Here is a 20,115-nt window from a genome sequence, read left to right as displayed (position 1 = left end):
CTGGGGGAGCGCGACATGAACCACATCACCGCGGTGGGGCGCTGGATCGGAGCGGGCATGCTGCTGAGCTTCGGATTCGGCCTGTACTCGAACTTCAAGCTGCAGTCGGATCTGTTCGCCGGCGCGGGTTGGCTGGTCAACGCGGCGCAGCATCCGCACCGGATCGGCGCGATCGCCCTGATCGGCCTGGGCACCGGACTGGTCTCGCTGGCCGTGGCCAGCCTGGTGTCGGCGCACTTCCGCCAGCGCCATCCGGTGCTGACGCGCTTCTATTTCGGTCTCGTGGTCGCCGCGCTCGCCGTGTCCCTGATCGAGTGCTCGACCCTGGTCGCGTTCCGGCACCTCAGCGAAAGCTATGTCGCCGCCGGCGCGCCAGCCGACGCGTTCCAATCCGCGAAGGCGGCGCTGAGCGGCCTGCGCAACAGCGTCCATTTCCTGGACGTGTTGATCGGCGGCCTGGGCGTGCTGGTGCTGTTCGTCTTCCTGTTCAAGGCGCAGCTGGTGCCGCGGCTGCTGGCCGGGTTCGGCATCGCCGCGGCTCTGATCCAGATGTACACCGTCGCGCGGCCGTTGTTCGGTTTGCCGGTGCTGTATCCGTTGCTGATGCCGCTGGCCCTGGCGTATCTGTCGGTGCTGTGCTGGCTGCTGGCGAAAGGCTTTCCGCTGCAACCGCAGCGCTAGCGACGGCGCGCCCGCGGCACGGGACGCGCCATCGCAACGCGATCGATCATTGCAACGCCATGCCCGGCGTCCAACCGCTCTTGGCCAGGAAGGCCTTGGGATCGTCGATCTCGATGATCTCGCGCACCGCCGCGCGCTTGTCCTTGGCCTGACGGTAGTAGGCCTTGGCGATGCGGTAGCCGACCCAGTAGCCCAGGTCGCCGGGGCGCTCCGGGGTGCCCATGCCGTTGTACAGCCAGGCCGAGCCTTGCGCCTTGGCGTCCATGTCGGCCTGGAACGCGGTTTCCAGTTCCAACTCGCGGCCGCGCGTCGCCTTGGGCAGGTGGCCGTAGCTGACCGAACCGGAAATCAGCTCGGCCACGAATTCGGCGCCGCCCTCGATCAGCGAAGCGCGCAGCACCGATTCGTCGCTGTTCTCCACCTGCGCCGCCGGTTGCAAGGCATGCGCGTATTCGTGCGCGATCACGTGCACGAAGCGGTCCTCGGGGTCGGGATTCATGAAATCCACCGCGCACAATGCTTCCAGCCCGATCATCACGCCGCTGGCGTTGGCGGTGCCCACCGGCTTGCCGCGCCCGATCGCCAGGGTCACCGGCGGAAACCGCGACGGCGGGTAGTACTCGCCGAGCTTCGCCAGCGCCGTCTCCAGCCGCGACTCCACCGCCGGCAATACGTCCACGCAGCGTCGGGCATCGGTGTACAGGGCAGGGCGCTCGGCCATCATCGCCGCAATGCGCTCGCCGGTAATGCGGCGCATGCGCGCGAACTCGATCAGGCCGGGGCTGCCCAGGTCCAGATAATCGCGCTGCAATTGCTCGGCGCTGGGCTTGCCGCCGGTTCGTTCGTACAAGGCGTAGAACCGGTCGACATCGACCACGCGCACTTCCGGGCCGCTCCGCGGCGGCGCCGCCGCGGCGGTGAGCAGAAACAGGGAGACGGCCGTCATCAGGGGCAGGGCGGCTCTGAGATACATGCGCATGAGCGAGGATCCAGCGTGAGTGTCTGCGATCCATGCTAGTGCGCATCGCACACCATCGAGACGGGTCGAAGGTCATGCCGAGGCCAGACGGCGGACCCAACTGAAGACAGGGATGAGTGAGGCTTGCTCTGAACGGCGTTCTCGCACGGAAGAACCGTCAGCGACTGCAACCCCCAACCGTCATTCCGGCGAAAGCCGGAACCCATCTTGATGTTGACTCTCCCTGGTCCGTCTCATCCAGCGGCCTTTCGCAGGTTCGCGTCCAACCCGCCAGCGTACCGAAGCAACCAGCAAGCCCACCGTTCAACCGATGCACTGTCCCGATCGCCCACCTTCGATCCCGATCGGCAACCCAGCCTTCTCGACGTGGTAGTACAGCGACAGCACCCGCCACTGCGCACCGTCCCGGTACAACTGGATGCTGTTGACGCCGACGAAGTCCGGCTTGACCGCATGCGGGTCGGCGCGGGATTCGACCACGCTGTAGACCGCGGCGAATCCGTCGTAACGGTGCACCGTCCGCGCCACCTCGCATTCGTGGAAGCCCCGTTCCTGCACGCCCCGATAATTTTTCAGGAACTCCGCGCCGGTCCAGCGCCGCAACACGGGCGCGCCCTGCTTGTAGTGGCCGCCGAACACCACCGCGTCCGGGTGGAACAACCGCTGCAGCACGGCCAGATCCGCGCGGCCGCCGGCCTCGTTGGAGGAGGCGCGCCACAGCGCCGATACCGCCTGCTCGGGCGTGGTTCCGCCAGCGGATGCGCACAGCGGCAGCAGCAACACACTCAATAAGAGACGGCGCACATGGATCTCCCGGCAGGGGACGGATGCTAAGTTCGGTGATGCCGCTTTCCGGCACCAGCGCACTGTAACGGTTGGCCGAGTAGACTGGATCCAGCGCCGCGCGCAGCGCAACCGCCGTCCGACGGCGATCCACGGAAGCCCGACGATGCAGCCGAACCCCATGCCTTTCGATCTCGCTCTGGCCTATCCGCAATGGCAGGGCTCCGGCCGCCACCAGCACCTGGCGCGCGGCGCCACGGCGGCCGCCGCCGTCTTCGGCCGCTACGCGCCGCTGGCGCAGGTACCGTTGAGCGACGCCGAGGGCGACGACCACGGCGTGCGGCGTTGGAACGCCATCCTCGAACAGTTCCGCGACGCGCAGGCGCTGCTGACGCGCTCGGGCGCCCGCCGCGTGCTCACCGCGGGCGGCGACTGCGCCGTCGACGTGGCGGTGATCGACTACCTGCATCGCGTCCATCCCGGACTCAACGTGATCTGGATCGATGCCCACCTGGACGGCAACACGCCCGAGACCTCGCCGAGCGGCAGTTTCCACGGCATGCCGGTGGCGGCCATCCTGGGCCGCGCGCCCGCGCCGCTGCGGCCGCTGCTGGGCGCACCGATCGATCCGGCGCGTTTCCGCTACCACGGCATCCGCGTGGGCGACGACGGCGATTGGGCGTTGCAGCGCGAACTGGGCTTGAAGACGCTGGACCCGGAGTGGTCGCCGAACGGACCGGTGCACGTGCATTTCGATCTCGACGTGCTAGATCCGGCGCAGTTCCCCTATCTGGCCTACACCGACGGCGACCTGGCGATAGGCGCGGCGGTCGCCCTGGTCGCGGACATCGCGCGTCGCGCCGATCTGGTCGGCTTCACCGTCACCGAGTTCGCGCCGGCCAACGAAGACGACGCGGAGGCGGGCAGCCGGGTCATCGCCCGGCTGTGCGATGCCGCCGCACGCAGGTAAAGCCTCAGTCGCTCAGGCTGCGCCCCAACTTTCTCAATAGCGCCGCCAAGCGCGAGCGCTCGCCGTCGCTAAGCCCGGACAAGGCCTCGCGCGCCTCGTCGAAACGCACCGCGATGGCTTTGTCGATCAGTTTGCGGCCGTCGCCGGTGAGCTCGGCCGCCTTGGAGCGCCGGTCGTGCGGATCGGCCACGCGCACGATCAGGCGGTTGCGTTCCAACCGGTCCAGGCAGGCCGTCATTGCGCCCGAGGTGATCAGCACGCTGTCGCGCAGTTCGGTCGGCGTGCGCCGGTACGGCTTGCCGCCGCGGCGCAAAGTGGCCAGCACGTCCAGGTCGGTGTAGTGCAGGTCGAACGGCCGCAGCACCGCGTTGGCGCGCGCTTCCAGCTGACGCCCGATGCTCAACAGGCGGCCGACCACGGCCATCGCGCCGGCGTCCAGTTCCGGCCGTTCGCTTTCCCATTCGGCCAGCAGGCGGTCGATACGGTCGCCGTGTGCGGCCGGGGCGTCGGTCTTCGGACCCATGACGTATGTCCTGTTGTGCGGTCTGGGTAGGAATATTAGCATCAAGTATCTTGACGTAAAGATACTTGTTCCGGCGCGATCGACCGTCGTCGTTCGCGCGCCGCTCCGCCTAACCGCTGCGAGGCCACCTTGAAACGCCTATTTCTCGATAACGACAACCGCGTGCGCAACGGCTGGTGGATCGCGCTGTTCCTGGTGCTGATGCTGGCCAGCCGCTTCCTTTACACCCCGGTCAGCCGCGCCCTGCAGGCGGCGGGCACGCCGCAGGCCGCGCTGGAACTGCTGCGTTTCGGTTTCCTGCTGGGCGTGACCTGGATCTGCGTGCGCCTGCGCAAGGAGCCCTTGTCCAGCATCGGCTTCGTGCTGGGCCGGCGCTGGGCGCGCGAGTTCGGCGTGGGGGCATTTCTGGGGTTGGCGACGGCCGTGCTCGCCGTGGTCATGATCTGGGCGGCCGGCGGCGTGCGCCTGCAACTGGATCCGGCGCGCAGCGTGGGGCTGCTGGTCTACGGCCTGTACATCTTCCTGTTCGTGGCCTTGTTCGAGGAAACCCTGTTCCGCGGCTTCGTGTTCCAGCGCCTGGTCGCCGGCACCAACGCGTGGGTCGCGCAACTGGTGCTGGGGCTGGTCTTCGCCAGCAGTCACTGGGGCAATCCCGACATGCAGGGCGCCACCCTGGTGTGGGCCTCGCTGGAATTGTTCCTGGGCGCGGTGCTGCTGGGCCTGGCCTATCTGCGCACGCGCAGCCTGGCCATGCCGGTCGGCATCCACCTGGGCTGGAACTGGGCGCAAGGGTATCTGCTGGGTTTCGACGTCAGCGGCTTCGCCCATGCCGGCTGGTTCCGTCCGCAATTGCTGGATCGCCCCGAGTGGGTGACCGGCGGCGCCTTCGGTCCGGAGGCCAGCGTGTTCGCGGTCGTGGTCGATCTGGCGCTGATCGCGATCCTTTGGAAATGGAAGGGTTCCAAGCCCTGACGCCGCGCCGCTGAAAGCCGTCGGCGACCGATACGGCGCTACCGACCCTACTGCGTCAAAACGTGATGCCGCCCCTGATGCCTGTTGCGGCGCACATTGCGCCACCCCGGACCGTACGCTAGCGTCTGGGGGCGATGGCAGGGGAGGGGTGCTGCGGAAACACGGCATCCCCCGTCGTGTAGTGGTTTTGCCGTTAATCGAGTTCCGCTTTTTTCCGAGCACTTCTCGTCGGGCGCCAGCCGGTGCCCGTAGCGCACACCATTCGTAGGGGAATTAAGGATGAAGACTCTGTTCCGCAACAGGGCGGGGCGGTGGCTCACGGCCGTGGCGCTGCTCGCGCTCGCGGCTCCGGCCATGGCCAGCACGCTCAACCAGAACGTGTCGTGGACGATCGACCGGGCCGGGACCAGCACCAAGTACCGCGTGGTCGCCTACGGCGATTCGATCTTCGCCGGCTACAACGGCTCGATCAGCAACGCCGCCCGTTACTCGGCGCCGACCGTCGACGGCGAGTACCTGTCGGCGCGCTGGAACGCCGACATCGAAAGCATCCGCCGGGCCAAGTCCGGTGCGGTGGCGCGCGATGTCTACGAGAACAAGATCGTCGCCGAGCGTTCTTACATGCAGGCGGCCACCACGCGCGTGGTGAGCTTCGAGATGTGCGGCAACGACGGCCTGCAGGCGCGTTCGGCGTTCAAATCGCAAACCGGCACCTGCGACTACAGTGGGCTCGACGCGGCAGTGAATTCCTGCAAGACCTACGTGTCGGCGGCGATGGACTACATCAACGCCAATGCCCACGCCAACACCCGCCTCAAGGTGATCTCCAACCTGTACTACCCCGGCTACAACGCCGACAACGTGCAGAGCTCGTGCCGCGACGCCGGCACCGGCCAAACCGTGAACCTGCGCGACCGGTTCCTGCCGGCGATGGCCAAGATGAACTACTGGATGTGCGAATACGCCCGCCAGAAGGGCTTCCAGTGCGCGGACAGCTTCGCCCAGTACATGGGCGCGGACTACGACAGCAACGGCGACGGCGCGATCGACTCCGACGCGCTGCGTTACGTGGCCGGCGAAACCGAAGCCAGCTACATCGCCCGCACCTCGGTGACGCTGCGTCCGACCTTGCGCGACGCCAACACCAAGTTCGTCTCGTCCTCCAGCTCGTTCGACTACATCCAGTCCGACGACACCCATCCGACCTATACCGGTGGCACGGTGTCCGCAGGTCTGTGGGGCGGCAGCACGGGTTCCGGCGCGCCGCGCTATGCCAGCTTCACCAACGGCCGCAGCCCGATCTGGAACCAGTACGGCCACGAGCGCATGGGCTGGGCCTTGTCGGTGTACAACCCGGCCAGTCCCTGACCGGATCGATCCGGCGTAGCGCCTGACCATGAGCGAGCAAGGCCCGTCGCGTACCCCGCCGTCCCGAGCGGACGGCGAGGGTATGCGCGTGGTTCCGAAACGCGCCGCCCGGGGCGGTGTCTGGCCCTGGGCGGCGTCGGTCGGGTTCGTGGCGCTGGCCGCGACGGCGTGGTGGTTGCTGACGCCGACGAGTACCGCTGGTTCCACCGGCACGAAGGGTGCCCGTAGCGCCGCCGCTGCGGCGACAACGTCCGGCGAAGCCAAGGCACCGCCGTCGAACCTGGATGCCCGCTTACGCGCCGCCTCTTCGCAGGAACCGCAGAGCATGCCGCGCACCGATCCCAACGACTTGGCCGCCTACTTCCAGCCGGGCGACCCGGAGCCCACGGGCGCGGAAGTGATCGAAGCCTTGCACGAGGCCGGCGTGCGCACGGGCTTGGGCGCGTTCAATCCGCCCGGCACCAGTCCGCCGTTGCTGGGACTGGCGGTGCCGGAAAACTTCCGATTGCCCGAAGGCTATGTGCGTCACCATCAGGTCACCGACGAGGGCGTGCCGATCGAACCGATCCTGATGTTCGCGCCCGACTTCGTGCTGTACGACAAGCAGGGCAGGCCGATCCCGATGCCCGCCGACCGCGTGGTGCCGCCGGCGCTGGCGCCGCCCGGGATGCCGATCAGGCCGATCCAGATTCCTCCACGCTAAGACCGCGATCCGGAGCTTTCAGACTTGACCAAGGAACGGTTGTCCCCGTCCCGCTGGCGCCACGCCGCCGGCCTGCTCGCCACCGCTTTCGCGCTCGGTCTTTACGCTTACGGCGGCCCCGCCTGGGGCTTGGGCTTCGTCGCGCTGGTGCCGTGGCTGTGGACGCTCGATCGCCAGACCACGCTGCGCGGCGCGGTGCTCAACGGCGCGCTGATGAGCGTGGCCTTCATGGCGGCGGCCTTTCATTGGTTCGCCGCGGCGATCGGCGCCTACACCGGCGTCGGCGCGTTCGGCGCGACGGTGGCGCTGCTGTTGCTGGCACCCATGCTGCAGCCGCAGTTCCTCGCGTACGCCTGCGTGCGCCACATCGTCGGGCGCCGCCATGGTCCGTGGCTGCGCGCCCTGGCCGCGGCTTGTGCGTGGGTGGCCTGCGAATGGCTAGTACCGAAGCTGTTGGGCGACACCTTGGGCCATGGCCTGTTCCCGTCCGCGGTGTTGCGCCAGGTCGCCGACCTGGGCGGCGCCGCCGGCATCACCTTGTTGCTGTTGCTGGTCAACGAAGCGCTGTTGCTCGCGATCCAGCGCCGCCGCGAGGGCAAGGGCGCGTTGCTGCGGCCGTTGGTGCTGGGCATCGCGATCGTGCTGGGCATGACCGGCTATGGCCTGGCGCGCCGCGCTGCGTTGCAAGCGCCGCCCACCGACGCCGCAGCGACGCTGCGCGTGGCGATGGTGCAGACCAGCATCGTCGACTACGAACGCCTGCGCCGCGAAATGGGCGCCTACGCCGTGGTCCGGCAGGTGCTGGACACGCACTACGCCTTGTCCTGGTCGGCGATCCGCGACCACGATGCCGACGTGCTGCTGTGGTCGGAAACCGTCTACCCCACCACCTACGGCAGCCCGCGCAGCGAGGACGGCGCCGCGCTCGATCGCGAGATCCAGGGCTTTGTCGACGCCGCGGGCGTGCCGCTGGTGTTCGGCACCTACGACCGCGACGATGACGGCGAGTACAACGCGGCCGCGTTCCTGGAACCCGGCCGCGGCCTGCTGGGCGCCTACCGCAAGACCTATCCGTTTCCGCTGACCGAATACGTGCCGCGCTGGTTGGACACCCCATGGTTGCGCAGCGCGCTGCCCTGGATCGGCGGCTGGCGCCCAGGGCAGGGCGCGCGCGTGTTTCCGCTGCGCAGCGCCGACGGGCGCGAAGTCAACGTGGTGCCGCTGATCTGTCTGGACGACGTGCATCCCGACCTGGCCATCGACGGCGCGCGGCTGGGCGCGCAAGCCATCTTGGGCATGTCCAACGACTCCTGGTTCACCGACTATCCGGTCGGCGCGCGCCTGCACTTGGCGGTGGCGGCGTTCCGCAGCGTCGAGACGCGGTTGCCGCAAGTGCGCGTGACCAACAATGGCCTCAGCGCGATCATCGACGACACCGGCGAGGTGTTGGCCAGCACCTCGATGGGCGATCAGGCGGTGCTGACCGCGTTCGTCAGCGCCCGCGATCCGAAACCGACGCTGATGGTGCGCTGGGGCGATTGGGTCGGCCGCGCCGCTGCAGCGTTCCTGCTCGGCCTGGCGCTGTGGTCGTGTTGGCGTCGCTGGCGTGCGGGCCATGCAGCGATTGCGAAAGACCTTGCCTACGTCGATGCCGTTGCACTGTCGCCGGCCTGGCGTGCGCTGAGCGCTGCGCTAAGGCTTTGCGCCGCCGCCGCCCTGGCCTGGCTGGCGTACGACATGCTGTTCCGCGTGGGCCTGCAAGTGCAGTCGCTGGCGCAGCTGCGCCTGTTCGCCGGCGCGGTGGTACTGCCCTTGCTGGCCGCATGGGCGATCGAGCGTGCCTTCGCGGCGCGCGTCGGCATCGAGGGCGCGTTGTTGGTGCTGGACCAGCGCCGGCAACGCATCGAACTGCCGTTGACCACGCTGGCCGGCCTGCGGACCTGGCGCATTCCCTTGCCGCGCAACGGCGTGGATCTGCGGTTGGCCGCCGGGCCGTATTGGACGCGCGGCCTGGCGCTGGCGGCTCCGCTTTCCTTACGTCGTCTGTTGGCGGCGGCGGGCGTGGCCGATCGCGGCGAGGGCCGCCTGGCCGACGGTCTGGCCGAGTTGGCGCAGACGCGCGCCGACGCACGCCGGCCGCGGCTGGATCACGGCTTGGCGAAATTCGCGCTGTTCCCGCTGTTGCTGGCGCTGGTGGCCTTCCGCCTGCATCAGATCATCGCCTTCGGCGGCGTCCTCGGTGAGTACTACACCTACGGCCTGCGCGCCTACCTGAGCGGACTGCTGATCTGGTGGGCGTCGTGGTCGATCGGGCTGATGCTGTTCGCCGCCGCGCTGCGCATCGCGATCGAGGCGGTCGTCGCCTCGGCCATCGCGCTGCGGTCCGGCAACACCGCCGCCGTGCGCGACGCGATGGAATGGCTGGGCCGTCTCGCGTTTTACGTCGGCGTGCCGATCTGGCTGGCCTTGCGTCTGCTGTCGAGCCACTGAGCGGGTCGCAGAGACCGCGACGTGCGGCGGGCATCGTCCGCCGCACGTGGGGTAGGCCGGGATGATCCGCGCGCAATGTCGCGCGGACCCGGATCAGGCCTTGGCTTCGACGTAGCGGCCGAAGTTGTCGAGGATGGCCTGCCAACCGGCGCGCTGCATCTCGGCGGGGTTTTCGCTCTCGGCATCGAAGGTGGACGTGACCAGCACGCCGTCGGCGCGCTGGACGAACTGGGACTGGACCTCGCGGCCGTCGCCCATGCGGTATTCGATGGCCTGCTGCGGAACGACACGGGTGTAGACGCCCTCGAAGTCGAAACCGAAGCTGCCGTCCTTGGCCTCCATGCGCGACACGAACTTGCCGCCCTCGCGCAGGTCGACGGCGCTGTGGGTGGTGTGCCAGTCGTCGCTGGCGGTGTTCCACTGCTTGATGTCTTCCGGCGTGTTCCAGGCGGTCCAGACCTGGTCCAGGTCGGCGCGAACGAGGGTTTCGATGGTGATCTTCATGGTCGGTTCCAGTGTGGCCCGGAATGGGCGTTCATTAGTGCGTCGAACGTAGGCGACCGGAATCGACACGCTTGCGCACATTTTTTTCGCGGACCAGTATCGTCGAGCGGGCGGGGCGGTTTGAAGGGCGCGCTCAAGACGCGTACGCGACCCAGCCACGGAAGGTGAAGCCCGCATAGAACAGCTCGGCCGTCGCGAACCCGGCCTGGTGCAGCAAGGCCAGGTCCTGCTCCGGCGTCAGGATGGGCAGGCGCTCGGCGATCGCTTGCGCCGCGCGCAGGGCATCGTCCTGCGGCACGCCCGAAGCCGTGGCGAAGGCGGCATAGCGCCCCATCCAGCGCGCCTTTTCGCCTTCGCCCTGGGTAAAGCTGAAATGGGCGACGACGAGCGGCGCGCCGGGCTTCAGGCGGCGGTGCAGTTCCTTGAGGGTATGCAGGCGCTGTTCGACGGACAGGAAGTGCAGAGTGAGCAGGCAGGTGGCGCCATCGAACGGGCGGTGCGGCGCCGCATCGATATAGCCCTCCAGCAGCTCCACGCGATCGGCGAGCGGCCCCAGCGTGGTGGCGGCCAGTCGGAGCATCTCCGCCGACGGGTCCACGCCCAGGAAGCGCCACCCGGCTTGCGCCTGCGCGAAGGCCTTGAGCTCCAGGCCGCCGCCGGCGCCCAGCACCAGCACGTGGCCATCGCCGGGGACGCGTTCGGCCAGCAACAGCGCGCTCATCTGTTGCAGGCTGTGAAAGCCAGGCACCAGGCGCACGGGGCCTTCGGCGTATTTGGCTACGGCGTCGGGGTCGGAAAAGGCGGACATGGCGGCTCCGGGCAGGGGATGCTTTAATGTAACATTATTAGTTACATATTGATCTGACGCATGCGCGTCAGGCGACCCCGCGGCGCAGCGACAAGGCCACCGCGTCGGCGCCGGCGGCGTAGTGCAGGCGCTCGGAGCGATCGTTCGCCGCTAGCCAGATCGCCTCGGCGACGTCGCTGGCCTGCGTTACCGCGGCGAGGTCGGCGAAACCGGCGAACACGCTGTGCGCGAACGCTTCATAGGGCGGAGGGATCAGGCCTTGCATGCGTTGCTGCCCGTTGGTGGTGAACTGGGTCGACGGGCCGTAACCGGGCTCGACCAACTTCACGCGCACGCCGAAGGCCTTGAGTTCGTGCGCCAGCGAGGCGGTAAAGCCCTCCACCGCCGTTTTGCTGGCGGTATAGGCGGCCACGAGCGGGAAGGGCGCCAGCGTCGCGCTGGAGGTGACGTTGACGATGCTGCCCGCGCCGCGCTCGCGGAAGTGGGGAATGATCGCCTGGCACAGGGCCATCGTGCCGAAGGTGTTGGTTTCGAACACCTCGCGCACCGTCGCCATGGGCGTGGCCTCGAAGCTGCCGAACAGGCCGATGCCGGCGTTGTTGACCAGCACATCGATCGGGCCGGCCTGTACAAGGGCGTGTTTGATGCTTTCGGGTCGGGTGACATCCAGCACCAGAATGCGCAGCCGCTCCGACGCCGGAAGCGCGTCCGCCTGCGGCGTGCGCATGGTGGCGACGACGTTCCAGCCTTGGGCGAGAAAGTGGCGGGCGGTTTCCAAGCCGTAGCCGGACGAACAGCCTGTGATCAGTACGGTTTTCATGTCGTGCTCCGAGGGGTGGTGGACTCGGAGCGAACGATAGAATCCAGCGTCTGGACCGTCGATAATGTAAAGTCCGCATTATTTTAGCGAGAGTCCGGTCATGGGCGACCCGCTGTCCGAGGTAGTCCGGCTGCTGCGCCCGCGTGCGGTGTTCGCCAATGTGATCAGCGGCAAGGGCCACTGGGCCGTGCGCTACTCGGAGTTCGGACAGCCCAGCTTCTGCATCATGTTGGAGGGCCATTGCCAGTTGGCGGTGGACGGACACGCATCCGTCGCCCTGGCCGCCGGCGATTTCGTGCTGCTGCCGACGACGCCGGCCTTCACGATCTCCAGCCCGGTGCCGGCACCGCCGGTGCATCTGGATCCTTTCGCGGTGGCGGGCGGCAAAGCGGAAGTTCGCTACGGCGAGCAGAGCGGCCCGGCGGACATGCGCTCTCTGGGCGGCTCGTTCGTCTTCGATCGCGCCGACACCGGACTGCTGGTGTCCTTGCTGCCGCGGGTCGTGCACGTGCAGGGTTCGCAGCGACTGTCGCAGTTGGTGCGCATGGTCGGCGAGGAGACCTGCGAGGAACAACCCGGCAGCGAGTTCATGCGCTCGCGCCTGGTCGAGATGCTGCTGGTCGAAGCCATGCGTTCGACCACCGCCGGCGGCGCGCCGCCCGGTTTGCTGCGCGGCCTGGGCGACGATCGTCTGGCGATCGCGCTGAAGCGGATGCACGCGCAACTCGATCGCGCCTGGACCGTGGACCAACTCGCCAAGGCCGCGGCGCTGTCGCGTTCGAGTTTCTTCGAACGCTTCTCGCGCACCGTGGGCGTCGCACCCATGGCGTATCTGCTCGGCTGGCGCATGGAAGTCGCCAAAGATCTGCTGCGTAACGGCGAAATGTCCGTAGCCGAAGTCGCCGAGCGCGTCGGCTATGGATCGACCAGCACCTTCAGCGTCGCCTTCAGCCGGCATGTGGGCCTGGCGCCGAGCCGCTACGGCCGCGGCGCGCCGGCGGCGGAGTAGGGGGCAGGGCACGCCTGCTCTGCCCTCGATCCGGAACGGATACGCTCAACCGGCTTGCGGCGCGGCGCCGTTGATCGCCCACTGAGCCGCGAACGCACGCTGATACGCCGGCCGCGCTTCGCCACGCGCGACATAGGCGGCCAGGCTGGGAAATTCGCTCAAGATGCCCGAGGGCCTTAGCCGCAGCAGCACCGAGGCCATCATCAGATCGCCCGCGCTGAACGCACCGTCCAGCCATTCGGCATCGCCCAGGCGGGCCGCCAGTTGGACCAGGCGCTGGCGGATGCGGTCGATGACCAAGGGCAACCGATCCTGCGCCCAGGGTTGGTCGCGCTCGACGATCTTGGCGGTCACCAGATCCAGCACCGGCGGTTCCACGCTGTTGAGCGCAGCGAACGTCCAGGCGATCGCCCGCGCGCGCGCATTGGCATCGCCCGGCAACAGACCCGAATGCCGCTGAGCCAGGTGCAACACGATGGCGCCGGTCTCGAACAGGACCAGATCGTCTTCCTCGTACGTCGGAATCTGCCCGAACGGATGCAGGGCCAGATGCGCGGGTTCCTTCATCGCCCGGAACGACACCAGCCGGACGTCGTACGCCAGGCCGACTTCCTCCAGCGCCCAACGCACGCGCGTGTCGCGCGCCAATCCCTTGCCACCGTCGGGCGAGCGTTCGAAGGCGGTGATGGTGATGGTCATCGTTGGCGTCTCCTGAGGGAAGTTTGTCTGGCGCGCAGCGCGGTTCTTATCGTTGCGACGAACCGGAGGACGCGGTTTCGACATGGCGTGCGCTGGAGCTTGTGCGTCGGCGTGCTCACGGCCGTCCTGGAGATAGCCGATAGGGCTTAGAGCTGGCCGGCAGCGGCGCGGGAGAGGCCTAGCAGCCCTTTGAAGGCTAGTCTGTAACTTCGCATAATGCATATTATGTAAAATGCAAAGTCTAGGCGGCGCAATGGCTTAGGGCCGAATGGGCTCCGACCCACGTCACCATGGCCGATCCGGATGCCACGGGCTTCGTGCCTCTCTCGCCGACTGCTGCACACGCTTGAATGCTTCCGGCATGCAGGTCATGAGCTGGCATTGGCGAAGTGCGTCAGCTCGGTAGATCCGAACCGCTCCCGCACAGCGACCGCGCTGGCCGAACCAACGTTGCGTTAAAGATCGACGCATGTCGCGACCAGCGCCTACTCGGTCAGGCTCGAGTACCAGGACGCGTATGGCGTGTTCTTTACGAGGTGCCGGCTGTAGTCTTCAGCGCCGTCCGTCCACCAGACCGGTCCGCGTTCCCCCAGTGCGATCTTTGCCGCGTTCACGGTTTTTCGCTCCTCGACCAGCGAGCCGGCATCCGCCTGGCCGCGAAGCGCGTCCTTCACCGCCCGCCGGGCCCGCATCAGTTCGTCGACCCAAGCTTGCCGGGTCTCGGGAGGCAGTTGAGGATTCGCAGCACGCCATAACCGGCCGCGAACGATGAGATAGCGGCCGTCTGGGGTGTATCGCTGCTTCGTCTGACTCATAACGGATCGAATGCTTGCGATGTTATGCGAAGTGCCTGCCGTCTATCGTGATTGAGCAGATCCACCGCGACGCGGTCGGCCAAACCTCCGTGTCAGCCGCCAGCGGGCGGGCACTGGCGGGGCCGCCTTTGTCGAGTTGGCTGCCCTGCCCCTGGCAAGGAGGGATCGAGTGCCCTCCCCTAATGCCGCACGGCTCCTCGTTCACACATCGATTTTTGCCGGCGCTACCGAATCGTATACACAAACCCACCCGCCTCATCCGCGCCCACCTCGATCGCTTCGATCTTGCCGCCGTCGACCATGCGCGACAACACGTTTTCGGCGATCTCCGGCAACAGGGTGCCGTTGAGGATGTGGTCGACGTTGCGGGCGCCGGAGTCGACTTCGGTGCAGCGCTGCAGCACGGCGTCGACCAGCGATTCGTCCCATCGGAACGTGGCCTTGTGGTTGCCGGCGACGCGGTCGCGGATGCGTTCCAGCTTCAGCTCGATGATCTGGACCAGCACCTCGTCGCCGATCGGATAGTAAGGCACGACCTTGAGGCGGCCGAGGAAGGCCGGTTTGAACGACTTCATCAGGATCGGGCGCAGGGCGTCGGCCAGGGCGTCGGCTTGCGGGATCTCTTCCTGCGGTTTGTTGAGGCAGGCCTGCATGATCTGCGGCGAGCCGACGTTGGAGGTCAGGATGATCAGCGTGTTGCGGAAGTCGATCTCGCGCCCCTCGGCGTCGTCCATCGTGCCCTTGTCGAACACCTGGAAGAACATTTCCAGCACATCCGGATGCGCCTTCTCGACTTCGTCCAGCAAGACCACGCTGTACGGCTGGCGGCGCACCGCCTCGGTCAGCACGCCGCCCTCGCCGTAACCGACGTAGCCGGGTGGCGAGCCTTTCAGGCCGGACACGCTGTGCGCTTCCTGGTATTCGCTCATGTTGATGGTGATCAGCTTGCGCTCGCCGCCGTAGAGGATGTCGGCCAGGGCCAGCGCGGTTTCGGTCTTGCCCACGCCGGAGGGGCCGACGAACATGAAGACGCCGCGCGGCTTGTTCGGATCCTCGAGCTTGGCCGTCGCGGTGCGCACGCGCTGGGCCACGGCTTCCAGGGCGTGGTCCTGGCCGATGACGCGCTCGCCCAGCAGCGGGAACAGGTTGCGCACGGTCGCCACTTCGTTCTTGACCATGCGTCCCAGCGGTACGCCGGTCCAGGCGCTGACGATGTCGGCCACGACGTGGCCGTCCACCTGCAGCGGCACCATCGGCGTTTCGCCCTGCAAGGCGCGCAGTTCGTCGGTCAGCGCTTGCAGTTGCGCGCGCCTGGCGTCGTCCTCGGTGGCGGCGGCTTGCTTTGCGGGCGCGGCCTTCTTGGCCTTGCCGGTCTTCTTCTTGGCGGCGACGGCGACATCGCCGTCGTCGTTGGCTTCGTCTTCGTCCGCGGCGGCGGCTGGGCGCTGCGGGGCCGCGGGTGCTGCGTCGTTGGCGGCGGCGGTTTCCAGCTCGTTGCGCAGGGCCTGGATGCGTTCGGCCAGCGCGAGTTCCTCGATCAGCCGCGCTTCGTTGTGGGTCAGGGTCGCTTGCGCCTGCGTTTGCTGTTCCAGCAGTTCGGCCGTGCGTTCCTGGTGTTGCCAGCCGCTGGCGGTTTCGCGCTTAAGCGTGGCCAACTCGGCCTGGATGCGGTCCAGCTGCTTGCGGGTTTCTTCGATGATCGCCGGCGTCGCGCTTTGCCCCAGCGCGACCTTGGCGCAGGCGGTGTCGAGCACGCTGATCGCCTTGTCGGGCAACTGGCGGCCGCTGATGTAGCGGTGCGACAGGCGCACGGCTTCGGTGATGGCCTCGTCGAGCACGCGGATGCCGAAGTGTTTTTCCATCAGCGGCACCATGCCGCGCAGCATCGCCGCGCACAGGACTTCGCTGGGCTCTTCCACTTTCACGACCTGGAAGCGCCGCGCCAGCGCGGCGTCCTTTTCGAAGTACTTCTTGTACTCGGCCCAGGTGGTCGCAGCGACGGTGCGCAGTTCGCCGCGCGCCAGCGCGGGTTTGAGCAGGTTGGCCGCATCGTTCTGGCCGGCCTGTCCACCGGCGCCGATCATGGTGTGCGCTTCGTCGATGAACAGGATGATGGGGTGCGAGCTCTTCTTCACTTCGTCGATGACGTTCTTCAGGCGGTTTTCGAACTCGCCCTTGACGCTGGCGCCGGCCTGCAGCAGGCCCATGTCCAGCGTGTGCAGTTCCACGCCTTGCAGCACGCGCGGTACGTCGTCGGCGGCGATGCGCAGCGCCAGCCCCTCGACGACCGCGGTCTTGCCTACGCCAGCCTCGCCAGTGAGGATGGGATTGTTCTGGCGCCGGCGCATCAGGATGTCGATGACCTGACGGATCTCGGGGTCGCGTCCCACCACGGGATCGATCTTGCCGTCGCGCGCACGCGCGGTCAGGTTGGTGGTGAACTGGTCCAACGCCGGGGTCTTGCCCAAACCTCCACGCGCGACCTGGTCCGCCGTTTCGGCATCGCTGCTGCCCTGCCCCGCGCCGGCATCGGCGAATGCGACCGCCTCCCCTGCTTCCTGCGAGCCCTTGGTCAAAGCGGCGAAATCGTGTTTGAGTTCGTCCTTCTTCAGCTTCACGAACTGCGACGAGCCGCGATAGGCCAGCTGCGACAGGCCCGGTTCGGTCAGCAGCGCCAGCAGCAGGTGGCCGCTGCGGATGCGCGTGGTCTGCGCGTCCAGCGAGGCCAGCAGCCAGGCGTGTTCGAACAGCGTCGGCAGATGCGGGGAGAACACCGGTGTGCGCGTGTTGCCGTTCTTGAAGCGGCCGATTTCCTTGTCCAGGTCGCGTTGCAGCGAGTCCAGGCCGATGTCGCTGCGCTTGGCGATCAGGGCGAAATCGCTTTGCGGCTGTTCCAGCAAGGCCAGGAACAGATGCTCCAGGTCGACCTCGTAGTGGCCGCGCTGCACGCAGATGTTCGCCGCACGCTCGACGGCGAGGCGGCTGGTGTCGTTGAGCTTCCCGATCAGGGTCTTGAGATTGATGCTCATGCGGGGCGTTCCGTGCGTTGAGTCGGGGGCGGAAGGTGCGTTACTGCAAGGTACGTACGTCGTAACAGGTGTCCGAGCGCGGCGCCTGCGCGGCCCTGGAGCAGACGTAGCTGTCCCAGCCCAGGCGGGCGCCCGCGTCCGGGCTCATGCGCACGCCGGTGATGTGCTCGGCTTTCAGCGTCAGGCGGACTTCGTACTCGAAGCAGGAGCCGGTCAGCAGGGTGAGCCACTTCGCCAGACCCTGCGCGGCCTTGCCGCCGGGCAGGAAGTCGTCGAAGCGGTCGCGATCCAGCGGGCCGATCCAGACCCGCATGCGCAGGTCGCGTTGCCAGACGCGCTCGCCGGCCAGCGCGGTCGAGCCCAGGGTGGCGTTGCTGGCGCCCAATCGGGTGCGTTGCTCCGGCGGCACCGAGTACCACGCGCCGACGAATTGCTCGATGCGCAGCGGTACTTCGAAGTAGTCGCGCAGGATGCGTTGCAGCGCGGCCGCGGAGGTGGGGTGCTGGCCGACGCCGCCGGCGTAGTGGGCGATCGCCTGGTCGAACACCTCGCCGGCGCCGCCGTCGGCCATGCGGTCGCGCAGCGCCCGCTGACCCAGGCCGACCAGCGATAGCACGATGGGCAGGAAGCGTTCTTCGCGATCCAACTCGTACTGCAGCGGGATGCGGTACTTCTTCCAGGCGTCGTAGTGCAGCGCGACCGCTCGGTTGGTGAACAAGTCCAGGAACGCACGCGCGGCGCGGTCGCGGTGCAGCGTCTCGCGCTCGGCCAGCCGTTCGGTGTAGTGCAGCGGCAAGGCGCCCTGCGCGCCGAGCAGGCCGCTGAACGCCGGCGTGATGTGCACTTCGTCCAACTGCTCCGCGGTCACCGCCTGTTCGATCGAGGTCTCGTGATCGAGCACGGCGCCGTCGCTGGCGAACGCCACCGCGCCTTCGATCTCGCTGGCGGGAAACCCCAGCGCCAGCGTGTTCTTGAAACGCACCTTGCGCGCGATCACCTCGCCGCGCTTCATGCCCTGCTTGGCGAACAGCGACTCCAGGATGCGCAGCGCCTGGAAGAATCCAAACCGCTGCGGCGCCGCGAGCAGCTGTTGCGCTACACCAGGATCGATTCGCCGCTTCGTGGAAGGCATTGGACGATTACCTCGCCGCTATGGGCGGACAGCAGCGTGAGTTGGGTGAAGCTGTTCGCGTGCACGTACAGGCCGAAGAACCGGTCCAGCACCGCGGCGAACGCGGATATGCCAGCGCCGACGAAGCTTTGCTCGTCGATGGTGACCTTGATATGCAGGCCGCGCACCACGCTGGTGAAATGCTTGCCGGGCAACCAGGCGGTGGTGGGCTCGTGACGGATGCCGACGATGCCGTCGATCTGCCGGTTGGACACCGCCGAGCGCGCCATGTCGTACAGGCGCAGCATTTCCTTGAACGCCGGCAGGCCGCTGCCGGTCAGCGACAGGTGATTGAGCGAGAGGTGCGAGATCAAGCGCCAGTGCGCGGCGCGGCCGCGCTCGAACCGCAAGGGCCGGCTCGGTTTGCGCAGCAGCGTGATCGCGCGCGCCAGGCCGCCGCCGTCCTGCAGCAGCGGCGCGCTTTGCGGGCCGTGCGGCAGCTGCGTGGGCAGGTCGCGATTGCTGCAGGTCAGCCGCAGGCTGACCACGTCGGTCTGCGGCAGCGTGGGATCGAAGTCCAGGTCGACGAAGGACAGTTCGGTTTCGTAGCCGGGGCTGGTGCGGGCGACGTTCTCGTCGCGATGCGCCAGCCAGTACTGCCCGGTCTGGCTGGGCGTTTCGCCGTGGTGCAGCGAATAGAACGGGCGAAACTCGGTGATGTGTTCGCCCTGCGGCGTCTGCCGCACGCGCGCCACCGTATCGATCGAATGCACTTCGTAGGCGAAGGCGCGGCGCGAGTCGGCCACCACCGGGTACGTGGCCGTGCGGTGGGTGACGCGGATCGGTTCGCCCTGCTGCGCGAACAGGTTGGTCACCGGCGTGCAGCCGGTCAGCACGTTGTCCGGCCCCAGCGTCTCCAACGCCCGCGACACCGGCGAGTCGGCGGCCTCGGCCTTGAGGATGAGGTGCACGGTGAACAGCTGGCCGGCGCCGGCCTGGCGCAAGGCGCGCAGGTCCAGGTCGAAGAAGCCGAACTTCTCCGGATAGGCGAACACTTCCGTCAGCAGACGGTAGGCCGGATGCGAGCGATCCGGATAGTCGATCAGCGACTCATCGTCGGCGAAACCGGCCTGCTGTAAGGGCACGCCGGCCAGCTTGTGCCAGCGCCCGCTGTCGGCGAGCTCCAGGTAGGCCGTGCGCACGTTCAGCGCCAGCGCATCGCGCAAGGTGGCGACGAACGAGGGCTCGCCGTCGGTGAACAGCCGCAGGCGGTCGATGCCCTGCATGGCCTGGGCCGCGTCGTTGCCCAGCAGTTCGAAGCTGAGGGAGATTTGCGCGCCGCTGCCCGGCGGCAGGGTCGTGGCCATGGGCACGTCGGCGATGGCGTTGAAGCGCGCCGCCTTGACCCGGATCGGCGCCAGCACCACCTCGTAGCTGGTGCGGAACTTGCAGCTCACGCCGCGCACCGGCTGGGAATTGAGCAAGGTGCCGCGCGCCACCCGGGCGGCCTGGCTCAGCTTGCCCAATTGGCTGTCCAGGTCGAAGCGCACGATCGAACAGGACGGAAACGGCCGCAGGTAGTGCGGGTACAGCACTTCCAGCAAGGCGTCGGTGAATTCGGGGTAGTCGTCCTCGATCTTCTTGGACACGCGCGCGGTCAGCAGCGCGAAGGACTCGACCAGGCGTTCGACGTGCGGATCCTGGCTGCCGTCGCCGGACATCAGCAGGCGGCCGGCGATCTTGGGATAGCGTTCGGCGAACTCCTTGCCGTGGCGGCGCAGGAAGGCGAGTTCGCGTTCGTAGTACGGAAGCAGGTCTTCCATCAGCCCCATCCCCGGTGCGGTGTGCGCT

General features: G+C 67.7%; 18 protein-coding genes. 7 read left to right on the top strand and 11 right to left on the bottom strand.

All coding sequences use genetic code 11. The features are described from left to right. The first annotated feature begins 15 nt into the window (after window positions 1-15). Entirely contained in the window at window positions 16-681 is a 666-nt protein-coding gene (locus LVB77_RS12355) for a DUF4386 family protein (protein WP_232906410.1), read from the top strand. A 46-nt stretch (window positions 682-727) separates the two neighbouring features. Here LVB77_RS12355 and LVB77_RS12350 read toward each other — a convergent pair whose 3' ends face one another. Beyond that, the gene (locus LVB77_RS12350) at window positions 728-1,627 is read right to left on the bottom strand and encodes a DUF2268 domain-containing putative Zn-dependent protease (RefSeq protein WP_232906409.1); all 900 of its coding nucleotides are present in this window, start codon (window positions 1,625-1,627) and stop codon (window positions 728-730) included. 336 nt (window positions 1,628-1,963) lie between these two features. Continuing rightward, window positions 1,964-2,440, bottom strand: coding sequence for a nuclear transport factor 2 family protein (locus LVB77_RS12345; protein ID WP_232906408.1), 477 nt, complete (start codon window positions 2,438-2,440; stop codon window positions 1,964-1,966). A gap of 184 nt (window positions 2,441-2,624) precedes the next feature. Here LVB77_RS12345 and LVB77_RS12340 point away from each other — a divergent pair, with 184 nt between their 5' ends. Continuing rightward, window positions 2,625-3,413: an arginase family protein gene (locus LVB77_RS12340; RefSeq protein WP_232906407.1), complete on the top strand. Its 789-nt coding sequence runs from the start codon at window positions 2,625-2,627 to the stop codon at window positions 3,411-3,413. Between the two features lie 4 nt (window positions 3,414-3,417). Here LVB77_RS12340 and LVB77_RS12335 read toward each other — a convergent pair whose 3' ends face one another. Beyond that, window positions 3,418-3,936, bottom strand: a complete 519-nt coding sequence (locus LVB77_RS12335; protein WP_232906406.1) for a MarR family transcriptional regulator — start codon at window positions 3,934-3,936, stop codon at window positions 3,418-3,420. 129 nt (window positions 3,937-4,065) lie between these two features. On the opposite strand from LVB77_RS12335, the gene LVB77_RS12330 reads away from it, so the two are divergent. The 4 genes from LVB77_RS12330 to lnt all read left to right on the top strand — a co-directional run bounded on the left by LVB77_RS12330 (window position 4,066) and on the right by lnt (window position 9,469). Next, window positions 4,066-4,908 carry a type II CAAX endopeptidase family protein gene (locus LVB77_RS12330; protein WP_232906405.1) on the top strand — a complete coding sequence of 281 codons (843 nt, stop codon included), beginning with the start codon at window positions 4,066-4,068 and terminating at the stop codon, window positions 4,906-4,908. A gap of 279 nt (window positions 4,909-5,187) precedes the next feature. Continuing rightward, window positions 5,188-6,276 carry a hypothetical protein gene (locus tag LVB77_RS12325; protein WP_232906404.1) on the top strand — a complete coding sequence of 363 codons (1,089 nt, stop codon included), beginning with the start codon at window positions 5,188-5,190 and terminating at the stop codon, window positions 6,274-6,276. A 28-nt stretch (window positions 6,277-6,304) separates the two neighbouring features. Beyond that, window positions 6,305-6,979: a hypothetical protein gene (locus LVB77_RS12320; protein WP_232906403.1), complete on the top strand. Its 675-nt coding sequence runs from the start codon at window positions 6,305-6,307 to the stop codon at window positions 6,977-6,979. A gap of 24 nt (window positions 6,980-7,003) precedes the next feature. Continuing rightward, the gene (gene lnt, locus LVB77_RS12315) at window positions 7,004-9,469 is read left to right on the top strand and encodes an apolipoprotein N-acyltransferase (RefSeq protein ID WP_232906402.1); all 2,466 of its coding nucleotides are present in this window, start codon (window positions 7,004-7,006) and stop codon (window positions 9,467-9,469) included. Between the two features lie 93 nt (window positions 9,470-9,562). Here lnt and LVB77_RS12310 read toward each other — a convergent pair whose 3' ends face one another. The 3 genes from LVB77_RS12310 to LVB77_RS12300 all read right to left on the bottom strand — a co-directional run bounded on the left by LVB77_RS12310 (window position 9,563) and on the right by LVB77_RS12300 (window position 11,601). Further along, entirely contained in the window at window positions 9,563-9,973 is a 411-nt protein-coding gene (locus tag LVB77_RS12310) for an SRPBCC family protein (protein WP_232906401.1), read from the bottom strand. Window positions 9,974-10,106: 133 nt separating this feature from the next. After that, window positions 10,107-10,781: a class I SAM-dependent methyltransferase gene (locus LVB77_RS12305; RefSeq protein ID WP_232906400.1), complete on the bottom strand. Its 675-nt coding sequence runs from the start codon at window positions 10,779-10,781 to the stop codon at window positions 10,107-10,109. A 67-nt stretch (window positions 10,782-10,848) separates the two neighbouring features. Continuing rightward, complete coding sequence (locus LVB77_RS12300; RefSeq protein WP_232906399.1) at window positions 10,849-11,601, bottom strand: SDR family oxidoreductase; 753 nt, start codon at window positions 11,599-11,601, stop codon at window positions 10,849-10,851. A 100-nt stretch (window positions 11,602-11,701) separates the two neighbouring features. Here LVB77_RS12300 and LVB77_RS12295 point away from each other — a divergent pair, with 100 nt between their 5' ends. Then, a complete protein-coding gene (locus LVB77_RS12295) occupies window positions 11,702-12,610 on the top strand; it encodes an AraC family transcriptional regulator (RefSeq protein WP_232906398.1) in 909 nt (302 codons plus the stop codon). Between the two features lie 45 nt (window positions 12,611-12,655). On the opposite strand, the gene LVB77_RS12290 is transcribed toward LVB77_RS12295, so the two are convergent. The 5 genes from LVB77_RS12290 to tssF form a co-directional block, all read right to left on the bottom strand. Then, complete coding sequence (locus tag LVB77_RS12290; protein ID WP_232906397.1) at window positions 12,656-13,309, bottom strand: glutathione S-transferase family protein; 654 nt, start codon at window positions 13,307-13,309, stop codon at window positions 12,656-12,658. Window positions 13,310-13,794: 485 nt separating this feature from the next. Continuing rightward, window positions 13,795-14,124, bottom strand: a complete 330-nt coding sequence (locus LVB77_RS12285) for a hypothetical protein (RefSeq protein ID WP_232906396.1) — start codon at window positions 14,122-14,124, stop codon at window positions 13,795-13,797. A gap of 224 nt (window positions 14,125-14,348) precedes the next feature. After that, on the bottom strand, window positions 14,349-17,153 hold the full coding sequence (gene tssH / locus LVB77_RS12280; RefSeq protein WP_232906395.1) for a type VI secretion system ATPase TssH: 2,805 nt from the start codon (window positions 17,151-17,153) through the stop codon (window positions 14,349-14,351). Between the two features lie 40 nt (window positions 17,154-17,193). Next, complete coding sequence (tssG, locus tag LVB77_RS12275) at window positions 17,194-18,285, bottom strand: type VI secretion system baseplate subunit TssG (RefSeq protein WP_232906394.1); 1,092 nt, start codon at window positions 18,283-18,285, stop codon at window positions 17,194-17,196. Next, window positions 18,249-20,087, bottom strand: a complete 1,839-nt coding sequence (tssF, locus tag LVB77_RS12270; RefSeq protein WP_232906393.1) for a type VI secretion system baseplate subunit TssF — start codon at window positions 20,085-20,087, stop codon at window positions 18,249-18,251. The genes tssG and tssF overlap by 37 nt, the downstream gene beginning before the upstream one ends. Window positions 20,088-20,115: the final 28 nt, after the last annotated feature.

This window comes from Lysobacter sp. 5GHs7-4 (genome assembly GCF_021284765.1).
Lineage (GTDB): Bacteria > Pseudomonadota > Gammaproteobacteria > Xanthomonadales > Xanthomonadaceae > Lysobacter.
The sequence above is the reverse complement of the archived record's forward strand: the minus strand, read 5'-3'. Positions and strand labels throughout refer to the sequence as shown.